The organism is Mitsuaria sp. BK037 (assembly GCF_014193045.1).
GTDB lineage: Bacteria > Pseudomonadota > Gammaproteobacteria > Burkholderiales > Burkholderiaceae_C > Roseateles.
The window spans coordinates 42,689-58,188 of record NZ_JACHYS010000005.1 but is presented as its reverse complement, the minus strand read 5'-3'; the positions used below and the strand labels follow the sequence as shown (position 1 = coordinate 58,188).

Annotated in this window: 12 protein-coding genes; 8 read left to right on the top strand and 4 right to left on the bottom strand. The window is 70.6% G+C overall.

The features are described from left to right. Positions 1-15: 15 nt before the first annotated feature. The 5 genes from FHT37_RS24820 (at position 16) to glk (ending at position 5,876) form a co-directional block, all read left to right on the top strand. Positions 16-1,347 (top strand): ABC transporter substrate-binding protein, encoded by a 1,332-nt coding sequence (locus tag FHT37_RS24820; protein ID WP_221211226.1) that lies wholly within the window; start codon positions 16-18, stop codon positions 1,345-1,347. 12 nt (positions 1,348-1,359) lie between these two features. Next, positions 1,360-2,349 (top strand): carbohydrate ABC transporter permease, encoded by a 990-nt coding sequence (locus tag FHT37_RS24815; protein ID WP_183485877.1) that lies wholly within the window; start codon positions 1,360-1,362, stop codon positions 2,347-2,349. Continuing rightward, the gene (locus FHT37_RS24810) at positions 2,336-3,214 is read left to right on the top strand and encodes a carbohydrate ABC transporter permease (RefSeq protein WP_255489996.1); all 879 of its coding nucleotides are present in this window, start codon (positions 2,336-2,338) and stop codon (positions 3,212-3,214) included. The genes FHT37_RS24815 and FHT37_RS24810 overlap by 14 nt, the downstream gene beginning before the upstream one ends. Before the next feature lie 143 nt (positions 3,215-3,357). After that, entirely contained in the window at positions 3,358-4,734 is a 1,377-nt protein-coding gene (locus FHT37_RS24805) for a GH1 family beta-glucosidase (RefSeq protein ID WP_183485874.1), read from the top strand. Between the two features lie 146 nt (positions 4,735-4,880). Next, the gene (gene glk / locus FHT37_RS24800) at positions 4,881-5,876 is read left to right on the top strand and encodes a glucokinase (protein WP_183485871.1); all 996 of its coding nucleotides are present in this window, start codon (positions 4,881-4,883) and stop codon (positions 5,874-5,876) included. Positions 5,877-6,077: 201 nt separating this feature from the next. Here glk and FHT37_RS24795 read toward each other — a convergent pair whose 3' ends face one another. Together FHT37_RS24795 and FHT37_RS24790 are read right to left on the bottom strand one after the other, a co-directional pair. Then, the gene (locus FHT37_RS24795; protein WP_183485868.1) at positions 6,078-8,099 is read right to left on the bottom strand and encodes a M13 family metallopeptidase; all 2,022 of its coding nucleotides are present in this window, start codon (positions 8,097-8,099) and stop codon (positions 6,078-6,080) included. A gap of 135 nt (positions 8,100-8,234) precedes the next feature. After that, complete coding sequence (locus FHT37_RS24790) at positions 8,235-9,212, bottom strand: DMT family transporter (protein ID WP_183485865.1); 978 nt, start codon at positions 9,210-9,212, stop codon at positions 8,235-8,237. A 137-nt stretch (positions 9,213-9,349) separates the two neighbouring features. Between FHT37_RS24790 and FHT37_RS24785 the strand changes: the two genes are divergently transcribed. From FHT37_RS24785 to FHT37_RS24775, 3 genes are all read left to right on the top strand, one after another. Next, on the top strand, positions 9,350-10,228 hold the full coding sequence (locus tag FHT37_RS24785; RefSeq protein ID WP_183485861.1) for a LysR family transcriptional regulator: 879 nt from the start codon (positions 9,350-9,352) through the stop codon (positions 10,226-10,228). A 206-nt stretch (positions 10,229-10,434) separates the two neighbouring features. Next, positions 10,435-11,229: an enoyl-CoA hydratase-related protein gene (locus tag FHT37_RS24780; RefSeq protein ID WP_147239802.1), complete on the top strand. Its 795-nt coding sequence runs from the start codon at positions 10,435-10,437 to the stop codon at positions 11,227-11,229. Between the two features lie 50 nt (positions 11,230-11,279). Continuing rightward, positions 11,280-12,803 (top strand): 3-hydroxyacyl-CoA dehydrogenase, encoded by a 1,524-nt coding sequence (locus tag FHT37_RS24775; protein WP_183485858.1) that lies wholly within the window; start codon positions 11,280-11,282, stop codon positions 12,801-12,803. A 69-nt stretch (positions 12,804-12,872) separates the two neighbouring features. Here FHT37_RS24775 and FHT37_RS24770 read toward each other — a convergent pair whose 3' ends face one another. Both FHT37_RS24770 and pcaF read right to left on the bottom strand, forming a co-directional pair. Continuing rightward, positions 12,873-13,709, bottom strand: coding sequence for an IclR family transcriptional regulator C-terminal domain-containing protein (locus FHT37_RS24770; RefSeq protein WP_091731190.1), 837 nt, complete (start codon positions 13,707-13,709; stop codon positions 12,873-12,875). Between the two features lie 591 nt (positions 13,710-14,300). Beyond that, complete coding sequence (gene pcaF, locus FHT37_RS24765; protein WP_183485855.1) at positions 14,301-15,500, bottom strand: 3-oxoadipyl-CoA thiolase; 1,200 nt, start codon at positions 15,498-15,500, stop codon at positions 14,301-14,303.

Genomic DNA, 15,500 nt, shown 5'->3' with positions numbered 1-15,500 from the left:
GCGCAGGTCCCGTCGATGGTCACCCCCGATGCCACCGACGATCGCGCGAGGGCCGAGGGACCGGCGGGCGCGCTGACCCGGCGCTCGGCGGCCGGCGCGCTGCTGGCCGCCGGGCTGTCCGCCGCCATGCCGGCGGCGGCGCAGAGCCCCGCGACGCGCGCACCGGCCTCGGTGCTGCGCGTCGCCACCTTTCCCGACCTCGACCGAGCCGCGATCGCCGCGGCGCCGCGTTGGCGCGCGCGCCATCCGGAGGTCGAGCTCAAGCTGCTGTCGATGCAGTACGCCGACCACCACCTGTCGATGACGACGGCGCTGGCGACCGGCTCCGGCCTGCCCGACGTGATGGCGATCGACCTGCGCTACATCGGCAAGTTCGCCGGCTCGGGTGGTTTCGTCGATCTCAACCAGGCGCCGTACCTGGCCGCGTCGCATGCGGATGACTACGTCCGCTTCGCGATGGCGCAGGGCGCCGGACCCGGCGGCACGCAGGTGGCGATTCCGGCCGACATCGGCCCCGGCACGCTGATCTACCGCAAGGACCTGCTCGACCGCGCCGGCGTCAGCGAGGCCGAGATCACCCGCGACTGGTCCGCCTACCTGTCCGCCGGCGAGCGCCTGCGCAAGGCCACCGGCGCCTACCTGATGGCCGACGCCGCCGACCTGCGCGACATCGCGCTGCGCCAGGGCCTGCGCGATGGCGAGGGCCTGTACTTCGACGCCGACGGCCGCGTGCTGGTCGAGTCGGCGCGCTTCCGCCAGGCCTTCGAGCTCGGCCGCGCCGCGCGCCGCGCCGGCCTCGATGCCCGCGCGATCGCCTGGACCAACGACTGGGCGGCGGGCTTCAAGCAGGGGCGCATCGCCACCCAGATGATCGGCGCCTGGCTCGTCGGCCAGCTGCGCAACTGGATCGCGCCCGCGACCTCGGGCCTGTGGCGCTCGGCGCCGCTGCCCGGCGGCGTGCGCGCGGCCTACGGCGGCTCTTTCTATGCGATCCCGAAGAAGGCGGCCAACAAGGCCGCCGCCTGGGACTTCATCCGGCTGATGACGGCCGATGCCGAGGTGCAGCGCGAGAGCCTGAAGGCGCTCGACAGCTTCCCGGCGATGCGGGCGGTGCTGGACGACCCGGTGATGGACGAGCCGATCGCGTTCCTCGGCGGGCAGCGTGCGCGCCAGCTGTGGCGCGAGACCGCGGTGCGCATTCCCGCGATCCCGGTCAACCGCTTCGACGCGCTCGCGACGACGGTGATCCGCGACGAGTTCGAACGCGTCATCGCCCGCGGCAAGGCCATTCCCGAGGCGCTGGCCGACGCGCGCCGCCTGATCGAGCGCCGCGCGCGCCGTCGCTGAGGAGCCGCACCCATGTCCGCGCCACCACGCGATTCCCGCCCGCGCCGCCTGCCGGCGCTGCGCTCGCGCCGGATCGCGCCCTACCTGTTCATCGCGCCGTTCTTCGCGCTGTTCCTGGTGTTCGGCCTGTTCCCGCTGCTGTTCTCGATCTACCTGTCGCTGCAGCAGTGGAACCCCGCCGAGGGCCTGCACACGATGCACTGGGTCGGACTCGAGAACTACGGCTATGCGCTCACCGACCCGTGGTTCTGGGATGCGCTCTACAACACCGCCTGGTTCGCGCTGGTGTCGGGGCTGCCGCAGCACCTGGTGGCGGTGCCGCTGGCCTTCTTCATCCACCGCCGCTTCAAGCGCGGCCGCGACCTGGTCGTCGGCGCCTATTTCGTCCCGTACATCACCTCCAGCGTCGCGATCGCGCTGATCTTCACGACGCTCTACTCGAAGGACTACGGCCTGATCAACGCGGCGCTGGCGGAGCTGACGCGCATCCCGTTCATCGGCAGCCCGCTGGCCTCCTTGACCGCGCTGCGGGAGGGCGGCATCGACTGGCTCGGCGACGCCGACGTCACCCGCCCGGCCGTCGCCTTCGTCGTGTTCTGGCGCTACCTGGGCTGGAACCTGGTGCTCTACCTGTCGGCGCTGCAGGTCATCGACAAGGACCTCTACGAGGCCGCGACGCTGGATGGCGCGAGCGAGTGGCAGCAGTTCCGCCATGTCACGCTACCGCTGCTCAAGCCGATGATGTTCTTCGCGGTGACGCTGACGATCATCGGCAACCTGCAGCTGTTCGAGGAGCCCTTCATCCTGGTGGACGGCGAGAAGGGCGTGGCCTCGTCGGTGATGACGACGGCGATCTTCATGTACCGCACCGCCTTCTCCGACGGCGACTTCGGCACCGCCTCGGCGATGTCCTGGCTGATGTTCGTGCTGATCGCCGCGCTGACCTGGCTCAACGCGAAGCTGTTCGGCCGCGATCCGGGAGGCCGCCATGGCGCGCGCTGACGGCCTGCCGATGCGGCCCGCGCCGACGCGCGACGGCCCGCGCCGCCCCGCGGGCCGGCCCTGGCTCGCCTGGGGCCTGGTGATCGCGGGCGCGCTGGTGCTGGTCTCGCCGCTGTACTTCACCTTCGTCTTCGCGACGCAGGACCGCGCGGCCATCTTCGACACGCCGCCACCGCTGTGGTTCGGCGATGCGGCAGGGTCCAACCTGCGGCTGCTGCAGGAGCGCCTGCCGTTCTGGCGCAACCTCGGCATGAGCCTGTACGTCGCGTCGATGACGACGGCGCTGAACCTGCTGCTGTGCTCGCTGGCCGGCTACGCCTTCGCGATCTACGAGTTCCGCTTCAAGCGCGCGCTCTTCGCGATCGTGCTGGGCTCGATGATGCTGCCGGCCTTCCTGCACATGATCCCGAGCTTCATGGTCATGGACGCGCTGGGCTGGATCGATGAGCCGCGCGCGCTCTACGTGCCGGCGGCCGCCAGCGCGCTGGGCATCTTCCTGATGCGGCAGTACATCGGCTCGGCCATCCCGCCGGACCTGATCGACGCCGCGCGCATCGACGGCTGCGGCGAGTTCCGCATCTTCTGGTCCATCGTGCTGCCGCTGCTCAAGCCCGCGCTGGGCACGCTGGGCCTGATCACCTTCATCGCGAGCTGGAACAACTTCGTCGCGCCGCTGGTCGTGATGCGCTCGGCCGAGCACTACACGCTGCCGCTGGCGCTGCGCTCGATGCAGGCCCCCAACAACACCGAATGGGGTGCGCTCATGATGGGCAGCGCCATCGCGATGCTGCCGCTGCTGGTGGCCTACCTCTTCAGCGCCCGGCGGCTGGTCGCCGGGCTGACCTCCGGCGCCGTGCGCGGCTGACCGGCCTCGCCGCCAGTGACCCCCTCGCCATGACCACCGCCCCGACACCCACCGGACCCGCGACGCCCCCGGCGCTCCCGCCGTCCAGGGACCCTCGCGGCGACCCTCCTTCCACGATTCACACGACCACGACGCTGAACACCATGAACGCGAACGACGCCACCCCCGCCGCCGACACCGCCACCTTCCACGCGCTGATCCAGTCGCTGCCCGCGGACTTCCAGTGGGGCTCCGCGACCAGCGCCGCGCAGATCGAGGGCGCCGGCCGCGAGGACGGCAAGGGCGAGTCCATCTGGGACCGCTTCTGCGCCCAGCCGGGCCGCATCAAGGACAGCTCCAACATCGACGTCGCCTGCGACCATTACCGCCGCTATCCGGAGGACGTGAAGCTGATGCGATGGCTGGGGCTGGACGCCTACCGCTTCTCGTTCTCCTGGCCGCGGGTGCAGCCGCTGGGCCGCGGCGCCTGGAACGAGGCCGGCTTCGACTTCTACGACCGCCTGATCGACGAACTGCTCCAGGCCGGCATCAAGCCCAACGCGACCCTGTACCACTGGGACCTGCCGCAGGCGCTGGACGACTCGATCGGCGGGCTGCTGTCGCGCGAGGTGGTGCCGCTGTTCGCCGACTACGCCGCCGAGATCGCGCGCCGCTTCGGCGACCGGCTGGCGACGATCGCCACGCTGAACGAGCCGTGGTGCTCGGCGACGCTGGGCTACGAGACCGCGCAGTTCGCGCCCGGCCACACCAGCCGCGCCGAGGCCTACCAGGTCTCGCACCACCTGCTGATGATGCATGGCGCGGCGATGCAGGCCATGCGCGCGGTCGGCTCGAAGGCGCAGCTGGGCATCGTGCTCAACCACACGCCGTCCTTCCCGGCCGACCCGCTCAGCGAGGAGGACCGCCGCGCCGCGCGCATCGACGACGGCACCAACGTGCGCTGGTACATGGACCCGGTGTTCCGCGGCCAGTACCCGGCCGACATCGTCGAGTACCTCGGCGCCGACGCGCCGCGCGTGCAGGACGGCGACCTGGCGCTGATCCAGCAGCCGCTGGACTTCCTGGGCATCAACTTCTACACCCGCAGCGTGCTCAACGGCCGCCAGCAGTTCGTGACGCCGCCCGGGGAACTGGGCTTCACCGACATGGGCTGGGAGATCTATCCGCAGGCGCTGACCCAGCACCTGCTGCGCATCACCCGCGAGTACACGCCGCCGCCGCTGGTCATCACCGAGAACGGCATGGCCAACGCCGACAGCATCGTCGACGGTCGCGTGCCCGACGCAGCGCGCATCGCCTACCTGCGCGGCCACCTCGAGGCGCTGGCCCAGGCGGTGGCGCTGGGCGCGGACGTGCGGGGCTACTTCTACTGGAGCCTGCTCGACAACTTCGAATGGAACTCGGGATACCAGAAGCGCTTCGGCCTGTTCCACGTCGACTACGCGACCCAGCAGCGCCTGGCCAAGGACAGCGCCCACTGGTACCGCGACGCGATCGCCGCCTTCAAGGCCGGGCGTTGAGCGCCAGGGACTGAACCTCGGGCGCGGCGACACCGTCCGGCCCGAGGCCGGGACGGACTGTGGCAGCATCCGAGGCTTTCGCGCACGGGGCGGGCACGGCTCCTGCCGCGTCGCGGAACGGAGGCATCGGTGAAGGAGCAGAAGGCATGAGTCAGGGCGGAACGGCGCCAATGCGGTTGCTGGCGGACGTGGGCGCGACGCATGTGCGCTTCGCCAGCCAGGGCGGTGCGGCGGAGCCGCTGCAACACGTCGCGCGCTACGTGTGCCGCGACTTCGACACGCTCGCGGACGCTATCTTCTATCACCTGCATCGCGAGGGCCTGCCCCGTCCGCGCAGCTGCGCGATCGGCATCGCCACCGCGGTCACCGGCGACCATGTCCGCATGACCAACCACCACTGGAGCTTCTCCACGCGGGCGCTGCAATCGGCGCTGGGCGCGGAGCGGGTCCTGGTGATCAACGACTTCACCGCGCTGGCGCTGGCGTTGCCGGTGCTGGGCCCGCAGTCGATGCGCAAGGTCGGCGGCGGCGAGCCGGTGGCCGGCGCGGCCAAGGGACTGGTCGGGCCCGGGACCGGGCTGGGGGTGTCGGGGCTGCTGCGGTCCGACGACGGCAACACGCAGGTCGCGGTCGGCGGGGAGGGCGGGCACGCCACGCTGTCGTCCTACGAGCCCGAGGAGCGGGCCGTGCTCGACCTGCTGCACCGGCGCTTCGGGCATGTGTCGGCGGAGCGGGCGGTGTCGGGGCCCGGCCTGGAAAACCTCTACATGGCGCTGGCCGAGTTGCGCGGGCTCAAGCTCGCTCCCGGCGAAGGCCGCGCCGCGCCGGCGATCACGGCGGCGGCGCTGGCGGGCGAGCCCTTCAGCAGCGAGGTCGTCACCATGTTCTGCGCGCTGCTGGGCGACATCGCGGGGCATGTCGCGCTCACGCTGGGCGCGCGCGGCGGGCTCTACATCGGCGGCGGCATCGTGCCGCGACTGGGCGAGTGGTTCGACCGCAGCCCGTTCAGGGCGCGCTTCGAGTCCTGCGGCCGGCTGACGTCCTATTTGCGGGCGATCCCGACCTACGTCGTGCAGGAGGCGGATCAGGCGCCGTTGCTCGGGGCCAGTCGGGCGCTGGATCGGGATGTGCTGACGCACTGAGGTCAGCTGGCGCTGAGACCGCCTACCTGCGCCGACCAGCGCGTTGGCCGCCAGGGCGCAGGATTCCCGCGGCAAGCGCCGGAACCCCGCGCCCTGCCGTCCCCGATCACCGGCTCACTGCGCTGGGGCGGTGGCGGGCGGGGGGCTGGGCTCTGAAATGAAAAAAGCGGCCGGGATGGCCGCTTTGTCGGGAGGTCCGGGTTACCAGATCCGGATGCGGTCCTCGCTGGGCTTGAACATCTTGTCGCCCGGCTTGGTCTTGAAGGCCTCGTGGAAGCCGTCGTGGTTGACGGCGGCGCCGTTGGCCCGGAACTCCGGCGGCGAGTGCGGGTCGATGGTCAGCAGCTGCAGCTTGCGCTCTTCGCGCGCCTTCTCTCGCCAGGCCTGCGACCAGCCCATGAAGAAGCGCTGCTCGCCGGTGTAGCCGTCGATCACCGGCGCCGGCTTGCCGCCCAGTGAGCGCAGGTAGGCCTTGTAGGCGATCTGCAGGCCCGAGAGGTCGGCGATGTTCTCGCCCAGCGTCAGCTTGCCGTTGAGGTGCTTGCCCGGGATCGGCTCGTAACCCTCGTACTGCGCGACCAGCTTGGCGCCGATGGCGTCGAAGGCCTTGCGGTCGTCGTCGGTCCACCAGTTGCGCAGCTTGCCGTCGCCATCGAACTGGCTGCCCTGGTCGTCGAAGCCGTGGCTGATCTCATGCCCGATGACCGCGCCGATCGCGCCGTAGTTCACCGCGTCGTCGGCCTTCGTGTTGTAGAAGGGCGGCTGCAGGATGGCGGCGGGGAAGACGATCTCGTTGAGGGTCGGGTTGTAGTAGGCGTTGACCGTCTGCGGCGTCATCAGCCACTCGCGGCGATCGACCGGCTTGCTGGCCTTGGCGGCCTGGCGCTTCCACTCGAAGGTGGCCGCGCGCAGGTTGTTGCCCACCGGGTCGCCGGCCTTGACCTCCAGCGCGCCGTAGTCGCGCCAGACATCCGGGTAGCCGATCTTGACCATGTACTTGGACAGCTTGTCCTGGGCTTGCGCCTTGGTGGCGGGCGTCATCCAGCTGAGCTTGTCGATGGACTCCTTGTAGGAGGCCAGCAGGTTGTTGACCAGCTGCAGCATCCGGGCCTTGTCGGCGGCCGGGAAGTAGCGCTTGACGTAGACCTCGCCGACCGCCTCGCCGAGCGCGCCGTTGACGTTGCCCACCGCCTGCTGCCAGCGCGGCAGCGGGCTCTTCGCGCCGGTCAGTGCCGCGCCGTGGAACTGGAAGTGGGCGTCGCGGTAGACCTTGGGCAGCGTCGGCGCATTGGCGTCGATGGCGCGGAAGCTGAGGTAGAGCTTGAGGTCCTCCAGCGGCGCCTCGCCCAGGAGCTTGGCCGCGCCGGTGAGGTAGCTCGGCTGCGAGGCGGACAGCTTGTCCAGGCCCGGCAGGGAGGCCGCGGTGAAGAAGGCGTTCCAGTCGAAGCCCGGCGCCTTCTGCGCCAGCTCGGCCGGCGTCATCGGGTTGTAGGTCTTCTGCGGATCGCGCAGCGAGACCTTGTCCCACTGCACCTCGGCCAGCCGCTCCTCGAGCGCCAGCACCCGCTGCGCGCTGCCGGCCGGATCGGCGATGCCGGCGGCCTTGGCCAGCGTCTGCAGGTAGTCGACGTAGGCGGCGCGGGCCTTGGCCAGGCGCTCGTCGTCCTTCTTGAGGTAGTAGTCGCGGTCGGGCAGGCCCAGGCCGCCCTGCCAGGTCTGCAGGCGGTTGATGGTGGGGTCCTGGTAGTCGGCCTCGATGCCCAGCGGCACCGGGGTGTCGAGGACACCGGTCTGCGCGCCCAGCCAGGTCGCGAGCTGCGTCCGCGTCTGGATGGCGGCGATGCTGTCCAACAGCGGCTTGATCGGGGCCAGGCCAGCCTTGTCGATCGCCGCGGTGTTCATGTAGGCGGCGTAGTAGTCGCCGATCTTCTGCTCGACGCTGCCGCCCTGGGCCTTCTTCTTCGACAGGTCCTCGATGATGGCGCGGGCACGCTTGTCGGAGAGGTCCGCCAGCAGGTGGAAGGCGCCGTAGGAGGCCTTGTCCGCGGGGATCTCGGTGGTCGACAGCCAGTGGCCGTTGGCGGCGCGGAACAGGTCGTCCTGGGGACGCACGGTCTTGTCGTAGCCCTTGAGGTCGAGGCCCGATTGCGGCTGCGCCGCCATCGCGAGGCCGCCCAGCTGCATCAGCAGGGCGAGGGTGGTGAGGCGGAGGACGTTCTTCATCGCAAGCAGATCTGGAGTGCGGGCCGGGCCCGTCGGAGCCGGAAGCCTATGCCACAAGGCAGACCCGTGACAAAAGCCATGAGGCCGCTTGTGGCGGCCGTCGCACCGGGGCTTTCCAGCTTGCCGGCAGGCCCTTCAAGTGGCTGGACAACGCCCGTCGGCACCGGCCGCCGCCCGCGTCTTCACGCCCTCTTGAGGCAATGGGCGCGGGGCCGGCGCGGGAGCGCGCGTGCTCAGGGTCAGCGCCGCGATCACCAGCGCCGCGCCGATCCACTCCTGCGCCGCCGGATGCTGGCCGAGCGCGACGCTCATCAGCAGCGCCGAGACCGGGACGCCATTGAGGAACAGCGTGCCGCGCGACGCGCCGAGTTGCCGCACGCCGAAGTTGAAAGCCACGACCGCGGCGACGGTCGGCACCGCGGCGATGTAGAGCAGGTGCGGCGCGACCGGCGTCAGGTCCTGCCAGCTAGGCGCCTCGACCCAGCCGCCGGCCGTCATGGCGACGGCGAAGAGCAGTTGCCACGGCAGCGCCGCGATCGCGGTCAGGCCGGTGTATTCCAGTGGGCTCAGCGCGGGCAGCCGGGCCGCGCCTCGCGTGTAGAGCACCCAGCCGATCGTGCCCAGCAGCGTCAGCGCGTCGCCCAGCAGCATGTGGGGCGGACCGTCGCCGCGACCGAGCACGCCCGACACCATCACCACGCCGCCCAGCGCCAGCACCGCCGCGCCGGCCACGCCCAGTCCGGGCCGGTGGCCGTCCAGCAGCCAGCGCAGCAGGATCGTCGTCATCGGCATCGTGGCCATCAGCACCGCGCCGTGCGAGGGCAGGGACAGCTTCAGGCCCTCCAGCACCAGCACGCCGAAGAAGCCGTAGCCCAGCACGCCGTGGCCGGTGAGCGTGACCCAGTGCGTCCTCAGCTTGTCCCAAGGGCGCTGGCCGAAGCGCATCACCAGCAGCGTCATGCCGACGCCGGCCAGCAGGTAGCGGACCGCGGTGAACCAGACCGGGTCCAGCCGTCCCAGCACCGGCTTGCCGACGAGGAACAGGCTGCCCCAGGAGATCGCCGCGAACAGCATCGCGACGGTGGCGGCAATGGGAGAGGAGGTGGGCGTCATGGCGACCGGCCTTCTTGGCAACTGCGATGGGAGGGCAGTCTGGGCGCCGTCCCGCGCGCGGTCCATGCGCTTGTTTGGAACAGGCGTTTGAAGAATCCGAACGCGGCCGGCCCGGCGGCTGGTCACAATCCCGCCCCATGGAGCTGTACCAGCTGAAGAGCTTTCTGGCCGTCGTGGCCGAACGGAACCTGACCCGCGCCGCGGAGAAGGTGTTCACCAGCGTGCCCGCCGTGAGCGCGCAGATCAAGGCGCTGGAGGAGGAGCTGGGCGTGCAGCTGTTCGAGCGCAGCTCGCGCGGCATGACGCTGACGGCCGCGGGCGAGAAGCTGGCCGAGGAAGCGCGCCGCACGCTCGACGCGGCGCAGCGCCTGCGCCAGGCTGCCGCGCAGATCCGCGGCGAGGTGCAGGGGCGGCTGCGCATGGGCACCGTCACCGACCCGCTGGCGCTGCGCCTGGGCGAGGTGCTGGTGAAGCTGGCGGAGCGCCATCCCGGCATCGGGTTGCAGCTGATGCAGCGCCTGTCGCTGCACAGCGTGCAGGCGCTGCGCCGCGGCGAGGTCGACTGCGCTTACGTGCTTTACGACGGCGAGGTGGCCGACGGGCTGGTGGTCGAGCGCCTGCGCCGGATGGAACTGGCCGTGGCGGTGCCGCGCCGCTTCGCCGACCGGGCGTGGCCGGTGTCGCGGGAGGCGCTGCTGTCGCTGCCCTGGATCGGCACGCCGCCCGACTGCGGCCTGCGTCCGGCGGCCGAGCGGCTGTTCCAGAGCGCCGGCCGCGAGCCGCCGCACAGCCTGATGGCGGAGACCGAGGCCGCCGTGCGCGGCATGGTCGCCAGCGGCCTGGGCGCCGCGGTGCTACGCAAGGACCAGGCGCAGGCGGCGGTCGACGCCGGCGAGCTGCGCATCTGGCCGCATTGGCAGGACGAGACCTGGCTGTGCTGGCTCCAGCAGGAACAGGCCGAGGACCACGCGCTGCAGGCGCTGCGCGAGCTGGTGCACGAGGTCTGGCAGGACTGATCCCGCCGTGGCGCTCGACGCGTCGCCATTCTTCTGAGGCCCACCGGGGCGCTCCCGCGGCACGGCTCGGCTCGGCGGGTCCGAGTCCGAGTCCGAGTCCGAGTCCGAGTCCGGGTCCGGGTGGACGTGAGGGGCTTTTTCGACCGACCGGTCGGGCTGCGATACTCCGCCGATCACAAGGAGACTCGCACGTGGAAACCCTGCAGATGGCGACCGATGCGCGCGGCGTGACGCGCGTGACGATGAACCGGCCCGAGGTGTTCAACGCCTTCGACGAGGCCATGATCGCGGACCTCGACGCCGCCTTCGACCGCCTGGGCCGGGACCCCGCCGTGCGGATCGTCGTGCTCGAAGGCGCCGGCAAGGCCTTCAGCGCCGGCGCCGACCTCCAGTGGATGAAGCGAGCGTCGGAAGCGACGCAGGACTGGAACGTCGAGGACGCGCGCCGCTTCGCCGCCATGCTGGACCGCATCGCGCGCTGCCCCAAGCCGACGATCGCCAAGGTCCACGGCGTGGCGCTGGGCGGCGGCGTGGGCCTGACCCTCGCCTGCGACATCGCCGTCGCCGCGGCGGGCGCGCAGTTCGCGGTCAGCGAGGCGCGCTTCGGGATCTTGCCGTCGGTCATCGGCCCCTACGTGGTCAATGCCGTGGGCCCGCGCGAGGCGCGCCGGCTCGCGCTCACCGCCAGCCGCATTCCCGCCGCCGAGGCGCTGCGCATCGGCCTGCTGCACGAGGTCGTGGAGAGCGATGCCGCCGGCGGGCTCGACGCGGCCGTCGAGCGCTGGGTCGCGGAGCTGTTGATGAACGGCCCGCAGGCGCAGGCCGAGATCAAGGCGCTGTTCGCGCAACTCGACGTGGGGCCGGTGGACGGCGAGGTGCGTGAACTCACCGCGCAGACCATCGCCCGCGTGCGCATGGGGGCCGAAGCCAAGGAAGGCTTCGCGGCCTTCCTGGGCAAGCGCCCCGCAGCCTGGGTGCCGAAGACCGACGCGGCGTCCTGAAGGCGAGGCAGCGCCGCGCACAAGATTCGAAACAGATGATGGAGACAGCAATGACGGCATCGACGGGAACCTGGCGCATCGCGAGCGCCGACGCGGCGCAGGCACCGGTGGCGGTGATCGGCGCCGGCGTGATGGGCGCGGGCATCGCGCAGGTGGCGGCGCAGGCGGGCCATCCGGTCCGGCTCATGGACCTGCGCGAAGGCGCCGCCGCGGCGGCGATCGCGCAGATCGGCAAGGCGCTCGACGGCCTGGTGGCGAAGGGCCGCCTGGAACAGGACGCGCGCGACGCGGCGCTGGCGCGCCTGTCGCCGGCGGCCTCGACCGCGGAGCTGGCGGACGCCGCGCTCGTCATCGAGGTGATCGTCGAGAAGCTCGAACCCAAGCAGGCGCTGCTGCGCGAGCTCGACGCGCTGCTGCCGCCCGACGCGCTGATCGCGTCCAACACCTCGTCGATCAGCATCACCGCGCTGGCCAACGGCATGGCGAATCCGCGCCGGCTCGTCGGCATGCACTTCTTCAACCCGGTGCCGCTGATGAAGCTGGTCGAGGTCGTCTGGGGCGCGGAGACGGATGCCTCCGCCGCGCGGGCGATCGAGGCGCTGTCGCGCCGCTGGGGCAAGACGCCGGTGCATGCGAAGTCGACGCCCGGCTTCATCGTCAACCGCATCGCGCGCCCCTATTACGCCGAGACGCTGCAGTTGCTGCAGGAGCAGGCCGGCAGTCCGGCCCAGCTCGATCGCGCGCTGCGCGGCGCCGGCTTCCGCATGGGTCCTTGCGAGCTGATGGACTTGATCGGCCACGACACCAACTACCTGGTCACGCAGTCGGTCTTCGAAGCCAACTTCGGCGACAAGCGCTATCAGCCCTCGCTGGTGCAGAAGGCGCTCGTCGATGGCGGACGCCTCGGACGCAAGGCAGGGAAGGGCTTCTACGAGGGCACGCCCGAGAGCGCCGCGCCTGTCGCGGTGATCGATGGCGACGTCGGCGCGGTGACCTTGTCGGGTCGCGGCCCGCTGGTGGAGTTGCTGGGCGGCTGGATGGCGACCCGAGGCCTCACGTTCGAGCGCGACGAGACGGCTGACTGGCAGGGCGTCGCGGTCGAAGGCGTTCAACTGCATTTCACGCGCGGACGCTGCGCCGCCCAGCTCGCGCGTGAGCGCAGCCAACCCGGCCTCGCGGTGATCGACTGGCCGCTCGCGCCCGATCGGATCGAGGGGCTGGCGATCGCCTTCGGGCCGCGCGTGGACAACGTCCAGCAGACCCATGCCGAGACGCTGCTGCGGCGCCTCGGCTGGGAGCCGCTGGTGCTGCGCGACCTGCCGGGCCTGGCCGTCGCCCGCACGATCGCGATGCTGATCAACGAGGGCGCCGATGCCGTCTGGCAGGGCGTCTGCGACGAGGCCGGCGCCGACACCGCGATGAAGCTGGGCGTGAACTATCCCGCCGGGCCCTTCGAGTGGCTCGCGCAACTGGGCGCGCCGCTCGTGGTCGATGCGCTCGAGGGGCTCTTCGAGGCCTATCGCAGCGAGCGCTACCGGATCAGTCCGCTGCTGCGCCAGCGTCTCTGGGCCTGAACGCGACCCTTGCGGTCGCACAAGCAAAAAGCGCCCCTCGGGGCGCTTCTTCGTTGAGCCGCAACGGCCTCAGAGCAGCATGCGCAGATGCGCTTGCGCCTGCAGCAGCGGGGGCAGGCAGTGCTCGACCATCTGCTCCATGCTCATGCGGGTGGCGTGGACGCTGATGGCCATCGCGGCGACGGTGTCGCCCTTGTAGTTCTTCAGCGGCACGGCCACCGAGCGCAGGCCTTGCTCCAGCTCCTGGTCGATCAGCGCGTAGCCCTGGGCGCGGGCGCGGGCGATCTCGATGCGCAGGCGCTCCGGGTGCGTGATCGTGTGCGGGGTCAGCGCGGTCAACTCCTGGCGGGCGATGAAGGCATCGACTTCCGCCTGCGGCTGCGCCGCCAGCAGCACGCGGCCATTGCCGGTGCAGTAGGCCGGCACGCGGGTGCCCGGCTGCAGCGTCGGCGAGACCACGCGGCCCGCGCTCGTCGCGGAGATGCAGATCACGTCGTTGCCATCGAGCACGCCGGCCGAGGAGGCTTCCTTCATCGCATAGGCCAGCTTGTGCAGCTCGGGCTCGATGATGCGGGGCAGGCGGGCGGAGTGCATGTAGCTCTGGCCCAGGCGCAGCACCTTGGGGGTCAGCGCGAACATCTTGCGGTCCTGCGAGACGAAACCCAGGTGGGTCAGCGTCAGCAGGTAGCGGCGGGCGGCCGCGCGGGTCAGGCCGGTGCGGCCGGCGACCTCGCTGATGGTCAGGCGGGGACGTTCCTGATCGAAGGCTTCGATCACGGCCAGGCCTTTTTCCAGGCCGGCGACCAGGTCGCGTTTCAGCGGACCGGTGCGGACTTCAGCTTCGGGGGAGGGGGCGACCACCGGAATGGCGGTCAGGTCTTCATCGTGGGCTCGAGCAGCGGACATGGTGGGGAGGTGGTCGTGCGTTTGACGCCCAAATCTGCTGGGCGTAAGCAGGTGATGTCCAAAACTATAGGGACAACCCTGTGAAGAATGTTTGCCAGGGCAATTGTTTTGTTCCGCTATTCGCACCTCAATGCATTATTTTGGTGCATTTGCTGCGCACAGCGCCCCACCGGCTGCGGGAAGCGGTGTGGTCGGGCGGTCAGCGGGGAAAAGGTGCGCGGAATCGCGATCGGAGCGTCGCTAAGCAAGCCGTCAATAGTCAGACATCATGCCTGTGACGATGCCGCCCTACATATATGAGCGGTATGCGCCATCAAACTCGGTCAGTATCCCACGCGATGTGCGATTGGCGCCTACGTGGTCCTACGGGCGCCCATGACTATTTCTTTAGCGCCCCCAACTTTTGGATATGGGCGAAACGCCGCACAAGGCCGCTCTTGGCGGGGTTGGATGCACCAAAAAGAGGTCAGACAACCGAGGGCGGCGAAGTCAATCGTCTGACTATTGAAAACGGCCGCCCCGTATCGATCCGGGGTGGCCGTTGATTGGCGCCTGGGCCCGCGCTCAGGCGCCGGGCCGAAGCGGAGAGGCTCAGACGCGTTCGACGACGACCGCGATGCCCTGGCCGACGCCGATGCACATCGTGCACAGCGCATAACGGCCATTCGAGCGATGCAACTGGTTGATCGCCGTCATGACCAGCCGGGCGCCGCTGGCGCCAAGCGGATGGCCCAGCGCGATCGCGCCGCCATTGGGGTTGACGCGCGGATCGTCGTCGCGAAGGCCCAGGTCGCGCAGCACCGCCAGGCCCTGCGCCGCGAAGGCCTCGTTCAGCTCGATGACGTCCATCTGCTCAAGTGTCAGGCCGACCTGCGCCAGCACCTTGCGCGCCGCCGGCGCCGGGCCGATGCCCATGATGCGCGGCGCCACACCGGCGGTGGCCATGCCGAGCACCCGCGCGCGCGGGGTCAGGCCGTGCCGGGCGATCGCCGCCTCGCTGGCCATCAGCAGCGCGCAGCTGCCGTCATTGACGCCCGACGCGTTACCAGCGGTCACGCTACCGTCCGGTCGGACGACGCCTTTCAGCTTGGCCAGCGCCTCCAGGCTGGTCTCGCGCGGATGCTCGTCCTGGCGGACGACCACCGCCTCGCCCTTCTTCTGGGGGATCGTCACCGGGCAGATCTCGGCATCGAAGAATCCGCTGCGCTGCGCGGCCAGCGCCTTGGTCTGGCTCGCCAGCGCCATGCGGTCCTGCGCCTCGCGCTCGATGCCGAAATCGACGGCGACGTTCTCCGCCGTCTCCGGCATCGCGTCGACGCCGTACTGGGCCTTCATCTTCGGATTGACGAAGCGCCAGCCGATGGTGGTGTCGTAGATCGCATTCGCCCGCGAGAAGGCGCTTTCCGCCTTGGGCATCACGAACGGTGCGCGGCTCATGCTCTCGACGCCGCCGGCGATCAGCAACTGCGCCTCGCCCGCGCGGATCGCCCGGGCCGCGGTGCCGACGGCATCCATGCCGGAGCCGCACAGGCGGTTCAGCGTCACGCCCGGCACCGCGATCGGCAGGCCGGCGAGCAGCGCCGACATCCGCGCCACGTTGCGGTTGTCCTCGCCGGCCTGGTTGGCGCAACCGTAGAACACGTCGTCGAGCGCCTCCCAGTCCAGCCCCGCATGGCGGGCCATCAAGGCCTGGATGGGCACCGCGCCCAGGTCATCCGCCCGGACCGCCGACAGGGCGCCGCCGTACCGCCCGAAAGGGGTGCGCTGCGCATCGCAAACAAAGGCATGCAT